Raw genomic sequence first — 21,093 nt, 5'->3', positions numbered from 1 at the left:
ATAAATACTGCCTCAGGCTGTCTTTCCCACCGAATATTACATAATCGCAATCAAAAAATAGCCATTTGACTGTTTGCTGCGCCGCACAAACGGAACCTATTCCAAAGCTTTCCAAGCTTTAATTTTTCGCGGTCCGGAACTGTGGTAGATTGAACGGCATCAGCGTTCATGAATTCGCGTGAAAAGGGACAGAATTACCGAACGTTAGCGGCGACGGCGATGTGATGAACTGCGACGAAGCGCGTCTTTGTTGTGCGACGCCGTAAATACACTTCAACCGCACCGCGCTTCCAGCAACAAGCCCCGACCGGTTCTTAAAATATGAAAAAACTTTGGCTTCCCCTCGGCCTTCTTGTCGTCGCAGCCCTTGCAGCATGGGGCTATCGCGACCGTATTCCTTTCCTCTCCGCATTTGTCGATCAAGCCTCCGCAGAAACCAAAGATGCCGGCAAGGCAGCGCAGGCCAGCGGCAAGCGTCAGGCCGGCCCCATCGCGGTAAAGACCGTTGCCGCCGTCAAAACTACGCTCCCCATGGACGTTCCCGCGACCGGCTGGGTCGTGCCGATCAATTCAACGACGATCGCCGCACAGGAAGCCGGGCTGATCACGCAGATTGCCGTAAAAGATGGCGCGACAGTCAAAGCCGGCGACCTGATCGCAAAGCTCGATCCGCGTACGGCACAGGCTGCCGTCAATAAGGACCAGGCGAACATTACGAAAGACCAGGCAAACCTTGCCCAAGCGGAGACCGCGCTGACCCGTGCCAATAGCTTGCTTACGAGTAGCGCCGGCACTCAGGCGACTGCCGATGAAGCACGTGCGACCCGCGACGCCGCCATTGCCACGCTTAGCGCAGACCAGGCGCAGCTTGCCTCGGATCAGGTCCTGCTCGGAAATACCGACATACGGGCACCCTATGATGGCCGGCTTGGCGATGTTCAATTGAGCCTGGGGGCATATGTCAGCGCCGGCACGCCAATCGTGACGATCAGCAAATATGATCCGGCATACATCAAGTTTACCATGCAGGAAAACAATCTGCGCGAACTGCAGGAACAGCTAGCCGCGGGTCCTGTCCACGTTACCACCGTTCCACGTTCCGCACAGGGCAAGCCTCGCACCGGAACGATCACCTTTTACGACAACACAGTCGACCAGGCTTCCGGAACGATTGCTGTGAAGGCAACCTTCGAAAACGCCAACGGGGCCTTGTGGCCTGGACGCTCCGAGAACGTCATGGTTCACTTCGCCGACAACGAGCAGCTTATCGTCGTGCCGACCGTTGCCGTCAGCCCGGGGCCGGACGGCTATATCGCCTTTGTGGTAAAGGATAACAAGGTCAAGATCACGCCGGTGACAATTGCTCGCGCCAATGGCGGGCGCACAGCCGTCGCCACGGGCCTTTCGGTGGGCGATCATGTCGTTGTCGAAGGCCAGTCGCAACTGAACAACGGCACCGAAGTCAAGGAACAGTTCAGCGACAATCCAAACGAGAAGGTCGCTTCGGCCGATGATGGAAAAACCGAAACCATCGCAGTTGGAGCGCAACAATGATCCCGACCTTCTGTATCCAGCGTCCGGTCGCGACCACGCTCCTCGCGATCGGCGTGGTGCTTGCCGGTCTCGCCGGCTATCAGCTGATCCCCGTCGCAGCAGTGCCGCAGGTGGATTTCCCGACGATCAACGTCTCGGCCCAGCTGACCGGCGCTTCACCACAGACGATGGCGACATCGGTCGCCACGCCGCTGATCAAGCAGTTCGAAACGATCCCCGGCATCAGCGAAATTTCTTCGACCAACTCGCTTGGCAATACCAGCATCGTGCTGCAGTTCAATCTCGACCGCAACATCGACGCCGCCGCCGGTGACGTGCAGGCGGCGATTTCGACCGCGCAAAGAAAACTTCCCAATAACCTGACCACCCCGCCAAGCTATCGGAAGACCAATCCAGCCGACGCGCCCGTCATGCTGATCGCCGTACAAAGCGACACCTTGCAACGCAGCAAGCTCGACGATATCGCCGAGAACATCATCTCTCCATCGATCTCGACACTGCCTGGGGTCGCGGAAGTGACCGTAAACGGGGCTCAGACCTACGCGGTGCGTATCGACGTCGATCCGAACAAGCTTCTGGATCGCGGCATCGGTATCGACACCGTCAATACAGCCGTCGTCAACGCCAACAACCAGGTTCCGGTCGGCACGTTGCAAGACTCGGCGCAGAGCATGACGATCAATGCGGATACGCAGCGCGTCAACGCCGACCAGTTTCGCACGCTTGTGATTGCCAATCCCAACGGCAAGCCAATTCACCTCGGCGACGTCGCCGACGTCCAGGACAGCGTCCAAAACCAGAATATCGGTAGCTGGTACGATGGTCAGCGAGCGATCATTCTGGCTATTCAACGCCAGCCCGATGCAAACACCGTCGACGTCGTCGATGCCGTCAGCAAGACGCTGCCGAAGCTGCAGGCCGAAATGCCGGCTTCCGTGAAAATGACCGTTATGAACGACTCGGCCCAGCCAATCCGCGAGGCCATCTCGGACGTCAAATTTACCTTGCTGCTGACCATCGGCCTCGTCGTTCTCGTCATCTACCTGTTCACGGGGCACGTGACGGCAACGATTATCCCCGGCCTCGCCGTTCCTCTTTCGCTGATATCAACTTTCGGCATGATGTATGTGCTCGGCTACAGCGTCGACAATATTTCGCTGCTCGGATTGACGATCGCGGTGGGCCTCGTGGTGGACGACGCCATCGTCATGCTCGAGAACATTCTACGGCACATGGAAGAAGGCATGCCTGTGCGGCAGGCGGCCATCAAAGGCGCGGCCGAAGTCAGCTATACGATTATCTCCATGTCGGTCTCGCTCATCGCCGTGTTCATCCCCATCTTGCTGATGGGCGGCGTCGTCGGCCGTATCTTCAACGAGTTCGGGATGGTCGTGGCAATCGCCATCGTATCGTCCGCGGTGGTCTCGCTGACCGTCACCCCGATGCTCGGTTCGCGTCTCTCCAACGCCCACAGCCATCCTCCCCTGCCAGTGCGCCTCTTCAACAAGGGCTTCAACTGGACCGAGGTCAACTACGGCAAGGGCGTGGAATGGTGCATTCGCCATCGCTACATCGTGCTTGGAAGCTTCCTCGCTTCGGTCGCGCTCTCGGCCTATCTCTTCCTGGCGCTGCCGGCCAGCTTCTTCCCGCAGGAAGACATCGGCCGGCTGCAGATTTCAACGCGCGCCCGCCAGGATATTTCCTTCCCGGCGATGCGTGACCTGCAGAACCAGGCCGCTGCGGCGATCAAGGCGAATCCTGCCGTCGAGCACGTGATGTCGGTTGTCGGTGCCAGCGCGCGTCAGACACTTAATAACGGTACGATCTACGCTCAGCTGAAGGATAAGAAGGATCGTCCGCCGCTCGACCAGACTTTGCGCGAAATGCGCGCCGCCGTCGCCAAAATCCCAGGCATTCAGATCTTCATCAATCCTCAGCAAAGCCTTCGCTTCGGTGGACGCCAGACCGCCAGCCAGTATCAGCTCGTCATCCAGGCACTCAACGCTGATCTGACCAACGAGTGGGCTAACAAGATGCTGCAGGAGATGCGAAAGGATCCACGCTTCACTGACGTGACCACCGACGCGCAGTACAACGCATTGCAGGCCAATATCGTGGTCGATACGGAGAAAGCCGCCGCCTACGGCATCAACAACAGCCTGCTGCGCACCACGCTTGAAGAGGCCTTCAGCGACTACGCCGCCGCACAGATCCAGTCGACCGGCGACAGTTATGACGTGATCATCGAATATGATGCGAACCAGCCCTGGGACGACCAGAAGCTGTCGCGAATCCATGTGACGTCTTCGAAGGGCCAGCAAGTTCCCTTGTCGGCCTTCGCGCACATCGAGCGCAACACCGGGCCGGTGACCATCAACCAGACCGGTCAGCTCGTCTCGACCACGGTATCCTTCAACCTGCCAGCCGGCGAAGCGCTTGGCGATGCAACGGCACAGATCGAACAGATCAAGAAGGATATCAACATGCCGGCGGACGTTTTCACGTCTTACGGCGGTACGGCTCAGATCTTCCAGCAGTCGCAGGGCAGCACGCCTTACCTGATCCTGGCTGCCGTGCTGACGATCTACGTTGTTCTCGGCGTTCTCTATGAGAGCTTCATCCATCCGCTGACCATTCTCTCCGGTTTGCCGGCCGCTGCCCTAGGCGCCCTGCTCGCCCTGAAGCTCTTCGGCTTCGATCTATCGATCATCGCGCTCATCGGCTTGCTGATGCTGATCGGTATCGTTAAGAAAAACGCGATCATGATGATCGACGTCGCGCTGGAAACACTGCGCTCGAGTACTGGCATGTCGCCGGCGGAAGCGATCCACGAGGCCTGCGTACGCCGTTTCCGGCCGATCATGATGACTACCTTCTGCGCCCTGCTCGGCGCCCTACCGATCGCGGTCGGCAGCGGCGCGAGCTCCGAGCTGCGGCAACCGCTCGGTATCGCTGTGGTTGGCGGCTTGGTGGTGTCGCAGCTTCTGACCCTGTTCATCACGCCGGTGATCTTCCTGGAGATGAACCGCCTGAGCGACTTCCTTGGTCGTTTCGGCCGGCGCAAGGACGACGACCCGCATCACAAGGATCCGCCAGCGGCGATCGCAGCCGAATAAGATCAGCGGGCGCCGAAGGGCGCCCGTTTCTTTTGGGGTCCAACAGAGTACGGGAATGCTGTCGGCGGATGCCGCGGCAGGTAAAAATAAAAGCATCCTCCGGCTTGAACTTGAAGCTCAGCCATGTCATGACGCGCCCTCTTTGCGACAGGGCGCGTCAGCGTCTCATAGGGGCTAGGCCCCAATCCAGACAATTTCGACGGAAAGGAGTGCGGGCATGGCTCGGGCGCTTGGTTTCGACTTCGGCACGACGAACACGGTTCTGGCGATGGCCGATGGACCCGCGACACAATCGGTCGCCTTCAACAGCACGGCCGGCATCGCAGACAGCATGCGCACCGCGCTCTCTTTCATGAAGGACCCAGGATTGGGCGCGGCCGCACTCAAGGTGGAGGCTGGTCATGCGGCCATCCGACAGTTCATCGACAATCCCGGCGATTGTCGCTTCCTGCAGTCGATCAAGACTTTTGCAGCGAGCGCGCTTTTCCAGGGCACGCTGATCTTCGCCAAGCGCCACAGCTTCGAGGATCTGATGGAGATCTTCGTACGCCGGCTGCGCGCCTACGCCGGAGAGGGATGGCCGGAAAATGTTTCGCGCATCGTCACCGGCCGACCGGTGCATTTTGCCGGCGCCAATCCGAACCCCGCTCTTGCCACCGAGCGCTACAATGCCGCCCTCGCCCGCTTCGGCTTTCCGGAAATCCACTACGTCTACGAACCGGTAGCCGCCGCCTTCTATTTCGCCCAGCATCTGAAGAAGGATGCGACCGTCCTGGTCGCCGACTTCGGCGGCGGTACGACCGACTATTCGCTCATCCGCTTCGAGACCCATGCTGGAAAGCTGACAGCGACGCCGATCGGCCATTCCGGTGTCGGGATTGCCGGCGATCATTTCGATTTCCGGATGATCGACAACATCGTTTCGCCGGCGATCGGCAAGGGCAGCTACTTCAAGAGCTTCGACAAGCTACTGGAAGTGCCGAGTTCCTACTACGCCAATTTCGGCCGCTGGAACCAGCTCTCGATCTTCAAGACTTCGCGTGAATATGCCGACCTGAAGACGCTGGTGCGCAGCAGCATGGAGCCGGAGAAGCTGGAGACCTTCATCGAACTCGTCGAGCATGACGAAGGCTACCCGCTCTACCAGGCCGTATCGGCGACGAAGATGGCGCTTTCGCGCGAGGAGGAAGCCGAATTCAACTTCCCGCCGCTCGGCAAGGCCGGCCGCAAGCATGTTCGCCGGGCCGATTTCGAGACGTGGATTGCGGAAGACCTCGCCCGCATCGAGGGAGCGTTGGATGACGTGCTGACGACCACGAACACGTCGCCCGATGCGATCGACAAGGTATTCCTGACGGGTGGCACCTCCTTCGTGCCGGCGGTGCGTCGCATGTTCACCGAACGGTTTGGTCAGGAGCGCATCGAGACGGGCGGCGAATTGTTGTCCATCGCCCATGGTCTGGCCCTGATCGGCGAGCGCGACGATATCGCCCAGTGGACGGCCTGACATAGCGCCCACCCTGCCCTTTCGTTCCTGCGCCGCTTTGGGTAGAGTTCGCGGATGATTTCCGCCAACGACCTCACATCGGCCGAGCTTGCCGCTCTTCTGCATTTCCATGCGGATGCCGGCGTCGACTGGCTGCTGGAAGAGCAGCCGGTGGATCGATTTGCCGAATTCGAGGCGATGCGCGCGGCACGACAAGGCGCGCGAGCAACACCGCCTCGGACCGAAGCTCCAGCACCCGCGGCGCGGCCGCAAACCGAGCGCCGCACGACCACCAAGCCGGCGGCGTCTCCCTCAGCAGCGCCGCCACGTGCAACACCCGCCATTCCTGATGAGCAAGCCGTGGAGCAGGCCCGATTCGCTGCCGAAAGCGCGCGGTCGCTCAGCGAGCTGAAGACGGCACTCGAAGCCTTCAATAGCTGCAATCTCAAGAACAGCGCGCGTTCGACGATCTTTGCCAGCGGCACGCCGGAAAGCCGCATCATGGTGATCGGGCCGATGCCGAGTGCCGACGACGACCGTGAGGGGGCGCCATTTGCTGGTCGCGCGGGACAATTGCTCGACAGAATGCTTGCCGCCATCGGCCTGCAGCGCGATAAGATCCTGCTGACCAACGTCATTCCGTGGCGGCCGCCGGGCAACCGAGCCCCTTCCCCACCCGAAATCGAGATATGCCGTCCATTCATAGAAAGGCAAATTGCGCTGGCCGAGCCCAAGGCCGTACTTCTGCTTGGCAATTTCACCGCCCGGCATTTTTTCGGAAGTACTGAAACTATCCATGGATTGCGTGGAGAGTGGCGGGAAATAAGCGTTCTCGGTCGAGCAATACCGGCCATCGCCAGCCTTCATCCCCAGGAATTACTGACCGCGCCAATTAACAAGCGGCTGGCGTGGAGCGATCTTCTTGCCTTCAAGAATTATATCATCGCTGAAATATTAGGCTGATTCTTACAGTTGCTAACGAAAGATGACTATCGCCATGCGTTTTTCGCATGGCAGTCTTCCCCTGCTGTGCATTGCGGAATCAATGCTGCATTGCAATATATACTGGTGTCTTGGGAGGAATCTCGAAAGGAACCAAGGCCATGACTGCACGTTTTCGTCCTATCCACTGCGGGTTTGATACCCTGCGCCGCGCGCTAGAGCCTGTGCGTGCTACAAACGGACATCGTAACCTCGGCATCGCTGCCAATGAGCAGATGACCGCACGAGGTACTGGAGTCTCGGCTCGCGTCAGCCGCCCGACGGCGATCTTCGCCGACTTCCGCGCCTGCTAATCGACAGGCGCGCCTTACGCCGCAGTCCAGCAAAAAAGTTTGAGTATCAGGAACGACACCATGTCTTCGGGTTTGCGTCCATTCATCGCCCTGTTCGATTCCGTCAACCATATTGGCGCGGCGGTTCGCGCCGCCGAAGAATTCGAGCGCGCGCGCAACGTCTCCAAAGATGAATGCCGTGACGCGCGAGCTGCGGCTGCCAGCATCCCTCTTTAGGGATCGGGATCAGCCTCGTAAGGTGGATTGCGCCCAGGCAAAGGCCTCATCGACCGCCGCCAGTTTTATGGCCTGCCAGCCGCAATACTGATCGAAAAAATAGCGCGATATCCACATCTGGGTCTTCTTGGATTCATACCAGCCGACGTCGCCGCGATCAGCCGACTTGCGCAGGATACGTTGCAGATGCGTCCGCGATATCATGAAATGGGTTGCCAAAGCGCGCGCATCGACGTGACCGATATCGATCCGATCGCCCACCTGGCCATCAAGGTCAAGCCTCGACATGATGTAATCGACGACAAGACCTCCGGATTCCGTCCAAAGAAACAGACCGACGCTTTCAGGCGGCTCGCGCCAAAGGTCGGCTGCCAGACAGGTGCGTGCCATACGCGGCTGCGCCAGGTCGAGAAGCATCGGTGAGGCGACCAGCGTGGCAGCGCGGCTACCATCGTCGATCAAATCGAGCGCAGTCAAATTGGCGAGATACCAGCCGAACATCCCCGAATAGGCGGTTTCAGTCGGCACGTAACGCCGCGGGCGGCGAGCCGGCCCAGGAGCCAATTCCAGAAAGCGATAGGTCAGCAGTTCCTCTATAAAGCTCAAAACCGTATTGCGACTGGCAACGCGATAATGCGTGATGAGGTCGCGCAGCGCGACAACAGTCAGCCCCGAGCGGGGACGCTCCGGATCATATTCGAGATGAAGCGCATAGGCGGATTGGCTTAGAAGCCAACGCTGATGCGAGGCGAGCATGCGCGCAATCCTCGGACCGTTGTCATAGCGGTTGCGCAATGTCTCGGAGAGAAAGCGCAAGGACGCCACAAACTTGGGATGGCGAGAAAGTTGCTCGATGGAAAAACTCAATCGGGCCTCCGTGGTGCCCTTCCTAAAAAGCAGCAGAAAGTTGATGTTTCATTTTTATGAACAAACTTGCCGGAATCGATCATAATTCCGATATCTAATAGCATGCTATAGTTATGCAAGCTTGCCGATATCGCAAGTGGTTAAACGATAATTTACTTTAAATTATCGTTTCCTTACCGTAACGGCCAACATTTTACGGTAATGCAACCATGATGTTTTGCTTAAATATTATGTTAGCAATTCTACAGTTGATCTGCAAATGCAGCCTGAGATTTGCTGTTTTCCATTCGAATAGCTGAAACGGGAACGGCGCAGCGAGCAAATACTTACCGTGCCATACCAAAACAACACAATGTTGCGATATGACTTTAACTTTGGTTCAGATTTCGATGTAATGATGCGGTCACTTTCGGTTCGGAGGAAAGCTTCGGACCGTGCCCGCCGAAGCATAGCCTGATCAGGATAGACCATGCGCACAGACACCGGCCAGATCATCAATCTGGCAGACTATCGTCCCACCGACTTCGTTCTGGAACGCGTGGACCTCACCTTCGATCTACATCCGACGGAGACCAAGGTGGAAGCACGGCTGATCTTCCATCGGCGCGAGGGTGTCGATGTGAATGCGCCGCTGGTGCTTGATGGCGACGAATTGGTGCTCTCCGGCCTGCTGCTCGATCAGAGCGAACTTCCGGCCGAGCAATATGATACGACGCCAGAAAGCCTGACCGTCCGCAATCTGCCAGAAAGCACACCTTTCGAGCTGACGATCACGACCGTGATCAACCCGGAAGCCAACACCCAGTTGATGGGTCTTTACCGCACGGGCGGCATCTATTGCACGCAGTGCGAAGCCGAAGGCTTTCGCCGCATCACCTATTTCCCCGATAGACCGGATGTGCTTGCCCCTTATACGGTCAATATCATTGCCGACAAGGCGACCAATCCTCTGCTGCTGTCGAACGGCAATTTCCTCGGTGGCGCCGGCTACGGCGAAGGCAAGCACTTTACCGCCTGGTTCGATCCGCATCCGAAGCCGAGCTATCTCTTTGCGCTCGTTGCCGGCGATCTTGGTGTCGTCGAGGACACGTTCACCACCATGTCCGGCCGTGAGGTGGCGCTGAAAATCTATGTCGAACACGGCAAGGAGCCGCGCGCGACCTATGCCATGGATGCGCTGAAGCGTTCGATGAAGTGGGACGAAGAGCGCTTCGGCCGCGAATACGATCTCGACATCTTCATGATCGTCGCCGTGTCGGACTTCAATATGGGAGCAATGGAAAACAAAGGCCTCAACGTCTTCAACGACAAGTATGTTCTGGCCGATCCCGAGACGGCGACCGACGCCGACTACGCCAATATCGAAGCCATCATCGCGCATGAATACTTCCACAACTGGACGGGCAATCGCATCACCTGCCGCGACTGGTTCCAGCTCTGCCTCAAGGAAGGCCTGACCGTCTATCGCGATCACGAATTTTCCGCCGACCAGCGCTCGCGTCCCGTCAAGCGGATTGCCGAAGTCCGCCATCTGAAATCGGAACAGTTTCCGGAGGACAGTGGCCCGCTTGCCCATCCGGTCCGGCCGACGACATACCGTGAAATCAATAATTTCTATACGACGACCGTCTATGAGAAGGGTAGCGAGGTCACCCGCATGATCGCGACGCTGCTTGGCCGCGATCTGTTCAAGAAGGGCATGGATCTCTATTTCGATCGGCACGACGGACAGGCGGTGACGATCGAAGTTTTCGTCAAGTGTTTCGAGGATATCAGCGGCCGCGATCTCACGCAGTTTTCGCTGTGGTACCATCAGGCCGGTACGCCGCTCGTCACCGCATCGGGCGCTTATGATGTCAATGCCAAGACATTCACCCTGTCGCTCGAACAGATGGTGCCGGCAACGCCGGGCCAGACCGTCAAAAAGCCGATGCACATTCCGCTCCGCCTGGGCTTGCTCGCCGAAGACGGCAGTCTCATCACGCCGGCATCCGTGACCGGAGCAGAGCTGACCGACGACGTGCTGCACCTGACAAAGAAGGCGCAAACGGTGACGTTCCACGGCGTTCCCTCCCGGCCGGTCCTCTCGCTCAATCGCAGCTTCTCGACGCCGATCAATCTGCAGTTCAGCCAGAGCACTGAGGATCTCGCATTGATCGCCCGCTATGAGACCGATCATTTCGCCCGCTGGCAGGCGCTGATCGATCTTGGCCTGCCCAACCTCTTGCAGGCGGCGCGCGATGCGCGCCAGGGTGCCGACATAACGTGTGGCTCGGCCTTCACCGACGCCTTGCTGGCTGCCGCAGCCGACGAAAGTCTGGAGCCGGCCTTCCGCGCTCAGGCGCTCGCCTTGCCGAGTGAATCCGACATTGCCCGCGAGCTTGGCGGCAATAATGATCCTGATGCCATCCACGCGGCGCGCCAGACGATCATCAAGCGGGTCGCCGAGACCGGAAAGGACGTCTTCACCGCGCTCTATGATAGCATGCAGACGCCGGGACCGTTCAGCCCCGACGCGGCAAGCGCCGGCCGCCGCGCCCTGCGCAATGCGGCACTGGGCTATCTGTCGCAGTTGGATGAAACGCCGGCGAGAACTAAGGCCGCCTATGATGCGGCAAACAACATGACCGATCTCAGCGCCGCGCTGACCATTCTCGCACAGCGCTTCCCTGATACTACCGAGACGGCGGCAGCGCTTGCGCATTTCCGTGACCGCTTCGCGGACAACGCGCTCGTCATGGACAAATGGTTCGCCATTCAGGCGGCAATCCCGGGCGCCGGGGCGCTGGAGCGCATTCGGCTGCTCATGGAAACCCCGCTCTTCAAGCGCACCAATCCCAATCGCGTCCGCTCGCTCATCGGCACTTTTGTCTTTGCAAACCCCACGGGTTTCGGCCGGGCCGATGGCGCCGGATACAATTTCCTCGCCGACGAAATCCTCGAGATCGATCAGCGCAATCCGCAGCTTGCGGCCCGCATCCTGACCTCGATGCGCTCGTGGCGGTTGCTCGAACCCGTGCGCGCCGATCATGCCCGCTCTGCACTGATGCGGATCGAGCGTGCGGCCGGCCTGTCGACCGACGTGCGCGACATCGTCGAACGCATCCTCAAGGAGTGATTTCGATCACCCGGCGCACCGATTTCAAAGGCTGATTTGCCTCGGCCTTTTCAGCTCCAACGAGTCCCGAACGCGTGCAACTTACCGCTGCGTGTGCAAAATATGCTAAAATCGCAGATGGTTAAGAAAGTTTTACCGCACCCTCTGGACAAGCCGAATCACGAATGATTCATTAAGGCAGATTCGGGCGAGCGGCGCAGCGAATCACACGAGGGACAAGGCTAAAGCGATGGTGGACGTGCGGCGGGCAACCGCGGCCGATGGACGGCTGCGTGTTAATTTCGACGGTCTGAAATCCTGGCATAGCGGCGTTACCGATCGAACCGGAGTGCGGATGGAGACGATTTCGCGTCGTTTTCCGCAGACGGAACATATTCTCAAGCGCATCATCCCGGTCCTCATCGTTTCCTTCCTGATGGTCGTTGCCGCCTCGCATTTCTTCGGCATGATCACGGAACATAGCCGCATGGCGGCTTCCGCCCGCCGAACGACCTCGCTTTCCATCGCAGCAGCCGCCGCCGCCTTTTCGAACGATGCCAGCCTGTTCCAGGCCGGCGACCGCAGCGGAGCAGAGCGGAAGCTTGCCTCCTACTTGCCGCAGGATCGGCTGGATAGCGGCGCCTTCGTCCTGCTCGTACAGTCGAGCGGCCGCGTATTCGGCTCGTCGGCCGCTGGCTCCGGCTATATCGGAATGATCGTCTCCGACTTCTTTCCCGAAGTGGCGGCCATCCGCAGTTTCGGCGATCATGCCGGCGTGATCGAAACCATGATCGGCGGCGAGCCCTATTATGCGGCAATTTCCCTGATCGGCGACAAGGGTGATTTCATTCTGTCAGCGGCGTCGATGGATGAGATTGAAAAGCTCTGGCGCGACGAGCTGACCCTGAACGTCACACTCTTTGCCGGCATATCCTCCATCCTGCTCGTCATCCTCTATGCCTACTACACCCAGGTGAAGCGTGCCCGGGATGCGGACGAAATCTTCCTGGAATCCAACCTGCGGGTCGAAACCGCACTGTCGCGCGGCCGCTGCGGTCTCTGGGATTTCGATTTTACCAGCCGCCAGTTCTTCTGGTCGCGGTCGATGTACGACATGCTCGGGCTGCCGGTCGCCGATAAGCCGCTCGCCTTCACGGATGCGGCGCGGCTGATGCATCCGGATGATAACAGCCTGCATATGCTTGCCCGCACCGTCACCCGTGGTAATGCCGGCCAGGTGGACCAGATCCTCCGCATCCGCCATGCCAAGGGACATTACGTCTGGATGCGGGCTCGCGCCCAGGTGATCCGAACCAATTCGGGCCGCGTCCATATGATCGGCATCGCCATGGACGTGACCGAGCAGCATCGCCTGGCGCAACGCTATGCGGAGGCCGACCAGCGCCTGGCCGATGCTATCGAATGCACTTCCGAAGCCTTCGTGCTGTGGGACAAAAACGACCGCCTGGTCATGTGCAATGCGCATTTCCAGCAGGCTTACGGCCTGCCGGACAATGTGCTCGTGCCGGGCACCGAACGCGCCGTCGTCAATGCCGCTGCCGCACGGCCGGTCATCGAGCGCCGCATTGTCGATCCCGGCCGCTCCAACCACTCGCAGACGACGGAAGTCCAGCTTGCCGACGAGCGGTGGCTGCAGATCAATGAGCGTCGCACGCGCGACGGTGGCCTCGTCTCAGTCGGCACCGATATTACCCAGCTCAAACGCAACCAGGAGCGGCTCCGCGAATCGGAGCGCCGGCTGATGGCGACCATCAACGACCTCTCGGCTTCGCGGCAGATTCTGGAAAAGCAGAAGGCGGAACTTTCCACCGCTAACACCAATTATCTTGCGGAGAAGGAACGCGCCGAAGCGGCCAACAAGGCGAAATCCGAATTCCTCGCCAACATGTCGCATGAGCTGCGCACGCCGCTCAACGCTATCCTCGGCTTCTCGGAAATTCTGCAGGATCAGATGTTCGGCCCGTTGGGTTCGGCCCGCTACAATGAATATGCCAAGGATATTCACGACAGCGGCAAGCATCTGCTTAACGTCATCAATGACATTCTCGACATGTCGAAGATCGAAGCGGGGCATATGAAGCTCAGCTGCGAGCGGATCAATCTCGCGCCGCTCATCGAGGAATGCCTGCGTTTCACGCGCATCCCGGCGGCGCAGAAGAACATTCTCGTCGAACAGCGCATATCTTCCGATATCAAGCTGAGCGCCGACCGCCGGGCAATGAAGCAGATCGTGCTCAACCTGCTATCCAACGCGGTGAAATTCACCAATGATGGCGGCCGCATCTCGGTTCGCACGCGCAGGATCGGAGACGCCGTCATGCTCATCATTGCCGATACGGGCATCGGCATACCGAAATCGGCGATGAGCAAGATCGGCCAGCCTTTCGAACAGGTGCAGAGCCAATATGCGAAGAGCAAGGGCGGTTCCGGCCTCGGACTCGCCATTTCCAGATCGCTCACCGCCTTACATCACGGCCGCATGCGCATCCGCTCCCGCGAGGGCATTGGCACCGTGATCGCGATCCGCATCCCGGATCAGCGCTGATTAGTCTCCCACGGTCGCCTGGAATATTTTCCGCACCGCTTTCGACAGGCGCTTTAGCTCGGCTTCCAGCGTGCGGAGATCCGGGCAATCACCGGCGCGGCAGACCAGTTCGATCAGGCCAGAAGGCGTGTTTTTGGGATCGAACGTACCGTCGATGCAGAGGCGGATGAGCTGCGACACTTCCGTGTAGAGCTGCAGCGCCTTAAGGCAGACGTCGAGATCGTTGCGATCCATCAGGCTGTCGCCGAGTAGTTTCAACGCTTCGGCCGTGCTGAGGCCATTTGCATCGATGCCGACGCCGTGAGCAGGAGCAATCAGGCGCAGATATTGCGCGATGAATTCGATATCGATCAGGCCGCCGGGGACCAGCTTCAGATCCCAAATGCTCTCCGGCGGCTTCTCCTGTTCGATCATGCCGCGCATCTCGCGAACATCCCTGGCGATCTTGGCGATGTCTCTCTTGATCGAGAGAACTTCGCCGATGACGCGCTCCGCATCGTTCACCAATTCATCGTGGCCGCAGATCAACCGCGCCCGCGAAAGCGCCATATGCTCCCAGGTCCAGGCTTCCTCGCGCTGGTACTTCTCGAAGGAGTTTATACGCGTTGCGACCGGGCCCTTATTGCCCGAGGGCCGCAGACGCATATCGACCTCGTAGAGCACGCCCTCGGCCGTCGGCGCCGAAAGGGCCGCGATTAGGCGCTGCGTGATACGGGTAAAGTAGCGCGTCGCATCGAGAGGCTTAAGCCCATCGGATTCGCCGACCGTATCGTCGTAATCGTAAAGCAGGATGATATCGATGTCGGAACCGGCCGAGAGCTCGAAGCTGCCGAGTTTGCCCATTCCAACGACAGCGACGCGGCCCCCAGGATATTCGCCATGCGCTGCGCGGATTTCCTTCATGACGGCATCCAGCGCCGCCTCAACGATGAGATCGGCAAGATAGGTGAAGGCACGAGCTGCCATCGTTCCACCAATTGCGCCCGTCAGCAGGCGAATGCCGATCAGGAAGCGCTGTTCGGATGCAAAGATGCGCAGCAGGTCGAGCGTCTCTTCATAATGTGTCGCCGGAGCCAGGAAGCTTTTCAGGCGTTCGGCGAGATAATCGCGCGTCGGCAGCTCCGCCATGAGGGTTGGATCTAGCATGCCATCGAAAACATGCGGCTTGGCCGCGATGATCTCGGCAAGCCGCGGCGCCGACGACATGATGTTGACGATGAGCGAGAGAAGCGCCGGATTGGTCCCGAGCAACGAGAAGAGCTGGATGCCGGCGGGCAGGCCGGAAATGAAGCTGTCGAAGCGTAATAAAGCCTTGTCGGCACGCTTGCTTTCGCCAAAAACGCGCAGCAGCTCCGGCGTCAGCTCCGTCAGCCGCTCGCGCGCTTCGACCGATTGCGTGGCACGATATCGGCCGTAGTGCCAGGTGCGGATGACATTAGCGATGTCGGACGGCCTATCGAAGCCGAGGCGCCGCAGCGTTTCCAGTGTATCCGGATCATCACCTTGGCCGGTAAAGACCAGATTGCCGGTTTCGCTCGAGAGCTTTGTTTCCTGTTCGAAAAGGCGCGCATAGCGGCGCTCGACGGTTTTCAATGTCGTCACCAGCGCTTCGGAAAAAGCCGACACGTCGGCAAAACCCATCATGTAGGCGATGCGCCGGAGTTCGGCATCGGTTTCCGGCAGGAGGTGCGTCTGCTCGTCACGCACCATCTGGATACGATGCTCGACATCACGCAGAAACCAATAGGCCGATGTCAGCTCGTCGCGGGTTTCCGCATCGATCCACTTCGCCTCGGTCAATTCGGCAAGCGTCTGCTCCGTTGATCGGCTGCGGAGAGCCGGCATGCGACCGCCGGCGATCAGCTGCTGCGTCTGCACGAAGAACTCGATTTCACGAATGCCACCGCGGCCGAGCTTGACGTTATGGCCTTTGACGGCGATCGCGCCGTGTCCCTTATGCGCGTGGATCTGCCGCTTGATGGAGTGGATGTCAGCAATCGCGGCGTAATCCAAATATTTGCGGAAGACGAAAGGCACGAGATCGCGGAGGAAGGCCTGACCGGCGGCAATATCGCCACCGACGGGCCGTGCCTTGATGAAGGCAGCGCGCTCCCAATTCTGCCCCCTACCCTCGTAGTAGATCATGGCCGCCTCAACCGGGATCGCAAGCGGCGTCGAGCCGGGATCAGGGCGCAGGCGGAGGTCGGTACGGAACACATAGCCATCCGCCGTGCGCTCCTGCAGGATGCGTACCAGCCGGCGCATCAGCCGCGGGAAGATATCGATGGCATCGTCAGGATCGGGCACGATGCCCGCCGTATCATCGAAGAAGACGACCAAGTCGATATCGGAGGAATAATTCAGCTCCTCGGCGCCGAGCTTGCCCATGCCGAGCACGATAAGGCCCGATTTTTGGCTTGGCGCGGCGGGATCAGGCACCCTGATCTTGCTGGCCTCATGCGACGACAGCAACAGATGGTCGATGGCCGCTGAAATGGAGGCCTCAGCAAGCCGGCTCAGCCAACGGGTGGTCTGCTTGCCATCATAAATGCGAGCGAGATCGGCGAGTGCGACGAGAAAGGCGGCGCGGCGCTTGGCGATGCGCAGGCGGCTCATCACCTCGGATTCGGAAGGCGAAGCGCCCCCACCCTCCGCCGGCAGCCAGGCACGGCGAGCCTCTTCTGCCAACGCCTCGATCTGCGGCGACAGAGGCTTCTTGATGGCAGCGACGAGAAGCGACGGTTCGAGATTAGCAGTTTCGCGCAAATAAGGAGAGAGGGTCAGGGCAGCGACGACGAAATCCCGCAATGCGCTTTCGCCTGCAAGCAGATCGGCAATGACAGGCTCAGCTCCGGCAATCTGCTTGAGATCCGCCAGGACAGACTTCGTTTCCGACTGGCTCAGCGGCCGTAGCCGTCCGGCCGGCACGTCCCGCAGCAAATCGCTTTGCGTCGTCGTCATGCAGCTCTCCCCAAACAGCAAGCGGATGGAGCAGGATTAACCTATTGTTTCTGCATGGGGAAGATCATGGTGACTGTTAATCCCTTAGCCTCTGGATTTTCGGGATCGGTATCGGAAAGCTCCAGTCGGCCGCCATGCAGCTCCATCACAGCTTCCACCAGGGCGAGGCCAAGGCCGGTTCCCGGCTTGGAGCGGCTTTCATCCAGCCGAAAGAAACGCTTGACCACATCGGCACGCTGATGGGCGGGAATGCCTGGCCCATGATCGGCGACCGCAAGCGTCACCGCGTCGTTGGTGCGCGCCAGCTTGAAGGTGATCGTCTGCTCGCCATTGCAGCCCGTCGCATATTTGAGGGCATTGTCGATGAGATTGAACAGCGCCTGACCGATCAGTTCGCGGTTGCCCTGCACCTCGACTTCCGGCTCTATCTCGGCGGTGAGCGCCAGCCCGGCCTCTTCCGCCACCGGCTCGTAGAGTTCCGCCGTATCGGCAACGATGGAGGAAAGATCGACAGCAGTCATCTCGGCGGCCACGGAACCCGCCTCGACACGAGAAATCATCAGGAGGGCATTGAAGGTGCGGATCAGCTGATCGGATTCGCTGATGATGCCTTCAAGCGCCGCACGGCGGCCTTCGCTATCGGCGTTGTCGAGCGCATCGGCCGCCTTGTTGCGCAGGCGCGTCAACGGGGTCTTGAGGTCATGAGCAATATTGTCGGAGACCTGCCGCAGCCCTTCGTTCAGCTTCTCGATGCGCTCGAGCATGGCATTCAGCGATGCCGACATTCGGTCGAACTCATCGCCTGAACCGCCGACGGGCAGGCGCTGCGAGAGATCGCCCGCCATGATCTTGCGGCCCGCATCCGTCATCCGATCGATGCGCTTCAGCGCGTTTCGACCGATACCGAACCAGATGACCAGCGCGCCGAGGCCCATGATCGCCAGTGCCAGCATCAGTGCCTGACGCACCAGCACGCGGAAGCGCTCGGGCTCGCCGAGGTCGCGGCCGATGAGGATGCGCAAGCCATTGTCGAGGATGAAGATATTGGCAATTGCCAGATGACGGCGCTCCGGATCGTTGGAGGCGTCGGTGTAGCGCTCGTAGGAGAAGGGCAGCTCCGTCCAGCCAGACTGGCCGAGCACGCCGGGCTGCACGGAAGCGACATTGCCAGCCAGGATATCGCCGGAAGGACCGGCAATGACATAGAGATTGGCGCCGGGCTGGCGGGCACGGCGCTCCATGGTGCGCAGAAGCAAGTTCAGGCCGCCGATGTCATAGGCGCGTTTGACCTGACTGACCTCCTGCTGGACTGCATCGCGGATCTGCCCCGTCAGGAGCCGTTCGGACATGGCCGTGACGTAGAAGACCAGCGTCGCGGCGCAAAGCGAGAAAAGGAGGATGTAGAGGGCGGAAAGGCGGACTGCGGTGGACTTGAAGAGGACGCGGAAGCGACTCATCCCTCGTCCTTGATCATGTATCCGGCGCCACGAATGGTCTTTAGCAGCGGCTGACTGAAATCCTTCTCGATCTTGGAGCGCAGGCGCGAGACGTGGACGTCGATGACATTCGTCTGCGGATCGAAATGATAATCCCAGACATTCTCAAGCAGCATGGTGCGGGTGACGACCTGACCTGCATTTTTCATCAGATATTCCAGGAGACGGAATTCGCGCGGCTGCAGCAGGATTTCCTTGCCGCCGCGGCGCACCTCATGCGAGAGGCGGTCCAGCTCCAGATCACCGACACGATAGAGGACGTCCTGCTCCGGCGTTCCCTTGCGGCGGCCGAGTACCTCTACGCGGGCAAGAAGCTCGCTGAAGGCATAGGGCTTGGGCAAGTAGTCATCGCCGCCGGCACGCAGGCCAGTGACGCGGTCATCGACCTGGCCGAGCGCGGAAAGGATCAGAACCGGCGTGTGCACGCCCTTGCGGCGCAATTCGCTGATAACCGACAGCCCGTCACGGCGCGGCAGCATGCGATCGATGATGGCGACATCGTAGGTGTTTTCGGTGGCCATGAAGAGACCGCTCTCGCCGTCGCTCGCGTGATCGGCAATGATGCCGGCCTCGCGAAACGCCTTTGTAAGGTAAGCCGCCGCTTCAAGATCGTCTTCGATGATCAGAATCTTCATGTGAGCGACATTACCTGCCGACGCTGCCTCGGCACAACCAGAATCAGGAGAACTCACGGCATGTTGGCCAGCGGTTGTCATCTTTCACCTGCCTTGGAACCAGTCATTTTTGACATGTTCTAAAAGGAAAGCCGCACAAGCCGTGGCCTGCGCGGCTTTCCCAATGCATTTCATCCGTCTGAAGAATCAACCGGCGTTGATCGGCAAAGCAACGAAGCGGCTGCCGTCACCAGACTGAATCTGGAACAGGGCGCGCGTGCGGCCGTCCTTCTTCGCCTGCTCGATGATCTTCGCAATATCGCCGGCGTTGGAGACCTGCTGGTTGTTGACCGACGTGATCTTTTCGCCTTCCTTCACGCCCTTATCGGCGGCATCGGAGTCGGGATCGACGGCGGTGATCGCTACGCCCTTGCCGTCGTCGGACGGGCCGACGGTGAGACCAAGATCAGCCAGGGCCTTCTCGGAGGACGGTTGCTGCGGCTGGCTCGGCTGCGAGTCGTCATTGGAGGCCTGGTTCTGATCGGCCGGAAGCGTGCCGAGCTCGACCGTGACCGACTGCGATTTTCCAGCGCGCCAGATCGAAACCTCGACCTTGGAGCCCGGCTGCATTGCGCCGATGCGGCGGGCGAGATCGCGCGGATCCTTGACCGGATCGCCATTGACGGCGGTGACGACGTCGCCGTTCTTGATGCCGGCCTTCTGGCCCGGCGAACCATCCTGCGGGGAGACTACAAGAGCGCCGCTTGCTTCGGACAGGCCGAGAGATTCGGCGATATCCTTGGTGACGGGCTGGATCTGAACGCCGAGCCAACCGCGTGAAACCGTACCGGTCTTGATCAGGTCGGTGACGACGTCCTTGGCGGTCGTCGCCGGGATTGCGAAGGCGATGCCGACGCTGCCGCCCGACTGCGAGAAGATGGCGGTGTTGATGCCGACCACCTGGCCGTTGAGGTTGAAGGTCGGGCCACCCGAGTTGCCCTTATTCACCGGCGCATCGATCTGGATGTAATCGTCATACGGCCCGGAATGGATATCGCGGCCTCGAGCCGAGACGATACCGGCCGTGACGGTGCCGCCAAGGCCGAACGGATTGCCGACGGCAACGACCCAATCACCGACGCGGACCTTGGAGTCATCGGCCCAGCCGACATAGGTGAACTTCTTGCCCTTCGGATCGACCTTCAGGACAGCGAGATCGGTGCGGCTATCCTTGCCTACCAGCTTGGCGTCGAGTTCGGTGCCGTCGTTGAGGACGACGACGAAAGCGGCACCATCGGAAACGACATGGTTGTTGGTGACAATGTAGCCATCTTCCGAAACGAAGAAGCCGGACCCTTGAGCGACGGGGCGTAGGCGGCCCTTGTCTTCTGAATTTTTCTGCTGGTTCTGGCCGCGCTGCTGGCCGCGGCCCTGCTGCTGCTCGAACTGGCGGAAGAACTTCTTCAGCGGGTGATCGTCCGGAAGATCATCGAAGCCGCGGCCGAGACCGAAAGAATCATCCTCTTCCGCAACCGAATTGACGCGGGATTCGACGCGAACCGACACGACGGCCGGCGAAACGGCATCCACCACGTTGGCAAAGCTCGGAACCTGCGGCGCCTGAACGTTGACGGCATCAGCATAGGCACCCGTGACGACGGCCGGAACACCCGTTGCCAGGGCAGCGACAGCGAGGCCTGCGACGACGGAAGCCTTCATAGCGGTGCTGCGGGACAAAGTGTCCTTGATATTCCTGAACATATGCGAATTACCTTCTCTTTTCTCGTCATATTTGAGCCGGCGGAACCGGCTGTGTTACGCCATA

13 protein-coding genes are annotated in these 21,093 nt (G+C 59.8%); 8 read left to right on the top strand and 5 right to left on the bottom strand.

Features of this window, described 5'->3' with window-relative positions:
* The first annotated feature begins 321 nt into the window (after nucleotides 1-321).
* The 6 genes from ACYJRZ_RS10395 to ACYJRZ_RS10370 all read left to right on the top strand — a co-directional run bounded on the left by ACYJRZ_RS10395 (nucleotide 322) and on the right by ACYJRZ_RS10370 (nucleotide 7,667).
* On the top strand, nucleotides 322-1,554 hold the full coding sequence (locus ACYJRZ_RS10395) for an efflux RND transporter periplasmic adaptor subunit (RefSeq protein ID WP_459458599.1): 1,233 nt from the start codon (nucleotides 322-324) through the stop codon (nucleotides 1,552-1,554).
* Nucleotides 1,551-4,670 carry an efflux RND transporter permease subunit gene (locus ACYJRZ_RS10390; RefSeq protein ID WP_459458597.1) on the top strand — a complete coding sequence of 1,040 codons (3,120 nt, stop codon included), beginning with the start codon at nucleotides 1,551-1,553 and terminating at the stop codon, nucleotides 4,668-4,670. The genes ACYJRZ_RS10395 and ACYJRZ_RS10390 overlap by 4 nt, the downstream gene beginning before the upstream one ends.
* A 217-nt stretch (nucleotides 4,671-4,887) precedes the next feature.
* Nucleotides 4,888-6,177, top strand: coding sequence for an Hsp70 family protein (locus ACYJRZ_RS10385; protein WP_459458595.1), 1,290 nt, complete (start codon nucleotides 4,888-4,890; stop codon nucleotides 6,175-6,177).
* A 54-nt stretch (nucleotides 6,178-6,231) separates the two neighbouring features.
* The gene (locus ACYJRZ_RS10380; protein ID WP_459458593.1) at nucleotides 6,232-7,119 is read left to right on the top strand and encodes a uracil-DNA glycosylase; all 888 of its coding nucleotides are present in this window, start codon (nucleotides 6,232-6,234) and stop codon (nucleotides 7,117-7,119) included.
* Nucleotides 7,120-7,259: 140 nt separating this feature from the next.
* Entirely contained in the window at nucleotides 7,260-7,451 is a 192-nt protein-coding gene (locus ACYJRZ_RS10375) for a hypothetical protein (RefSeq protein WP_459458591.1), read from the top strand.
* Nucleotides 7,452-7,511: 60 nt separating this feature from the next.
* On the top strand, nucleotides 7,512-7,667 hold the full coding sequence (locus tag ACYJRZ_RS10370; RefSeq protein ID WP_459458589.1) for a hypothetical protein: 156 nt from the start codon (nucleotides 7,512-7,514) through the stop codon (nucleotides 7,665-7,667).
* 9 nt (nucleotides 7,668-7,676) lie between these two features.
* Here ACYJRZ_RS10370 and ACYJRZ_RS10365 read toward each other — a convergent pair whose 3' ends face one another.
* Nucleotides 7,677-8,534, bottom strand: a complete 858-nt coding sequence (locus ACYJRZ_RS10365) for a hypothetical protein (RefSeq protein ID WP_459458587.1) — start codon at nucleotides 8,532-8,534, stop codon at nucleotides 7,677-7,679.
* 469 nt (nucleotides 8,535-9,003) lie between these two features.
* Here ACYJRZ_RS10365 and pepN point away from each other — a divergent pair, with 469 nt between their 5' ends.
* Both pepN and ACYJRZ_RS10355 read left to right on the top strand, forming a co-directional pair.
* The gene (gene pepN / locus ACYJRZ_RS10360; RefSeq protein WP_459458585.1) at nucleotides 9,004-11,652 is read left to right on the top strand and encodes an aminopeptidase N; all 2,649 of its coding nucleotides are present in this window, start codon (nucleotides 9,004-9,006) and stop codon (nucleotides 11,650-11,652) included.
* A 229-nt stretch (nucleotides 11,653-11,881) separates the two neighbouring features.
* Entirely contained in the window at nucleotides 11,882-14,197 is a 2,316-nt protein-coding gene (locus ACYJRZ_RS10355) for a PAS domain-containing sensor histidine kinase (protein ID WP_459458583.1), read from the top strand.
* On the opposite strand, the gene ACYJRZ_RS10350 is transcribed toward ACYJRZ_RS10355, so the two are convergent.
* From ACYJRZ_RS10350 to ACYJRZ_RS10335, 4 genes are all read right to left on the bottom strand, one after another.
* The gene (locus tag ACYJRZ_RS10350; RefSeq protein ID WP_459458581.1) at nucleotides 14,198-17,158 is read right to left on the bottom strand and encodes a bifunctional [glutamine synthetase] adenylyltransferase/[glutamine synthetase]-adenylyl-L-tyrosine phosphorylase; all 2,961 of its coding nucleotides are present in this window, start codon (nucleotides 17,156-17,158) and stop codon (nucleotides 14,198-14,200) included.
* A gap of 41 nt (nucleotides 17,159-17,199) precedes the next feature.
* On the bottom strand, nucleotides 17,200-18,615 hold the full coding sequence (locus ACYJRZ_RS10345) for a sensor histidine kinase (protein WP_459458579.1): 1,416 nt from the start codon (nucleotides 18,613-18,615) through the stop codon (nucleotides 17,200-17,202).
* A complete protein-coding gene (locus ACYJRZ_RS10340) occupies nucleotides 18,612-19,370 on the bottom strand; it encodes a response regulator transcription factor (RefSeq protein WP_459458577.1) in 759 nt (252 codons plus the stop codon). The genes ACYJRZ_RS10345 and ACYJRZ_RS10340 overlap by 4 nt, the downstream gene beginning before the upstream one ends.
* Before the next feature lie 105 nt (nucleotides 19,371-19,475).
* Nucleotides 19,476-21,029 (bottom strand): Do family serine endopeptidase, encoded by a 1,554-nt coding sequence (locus ACYJRZ_RS10335; protein WP_459458575.1) that lies wholly within the window; start codon nucleotides 21,027-21,029, stop codon nucleotides 19,476-19,478.
* Nucleotides 21,030-21,093: the final 64 nt, after the last annotated feature.

The organism is Rhizobium sp. No.120 (assembly GCF_054558365.1).
The sequence above is the reverse complement of the archived record's forward strand: the minus strand, read 5'-3'. Positions and strand labels throughout refer to the sequence as shown.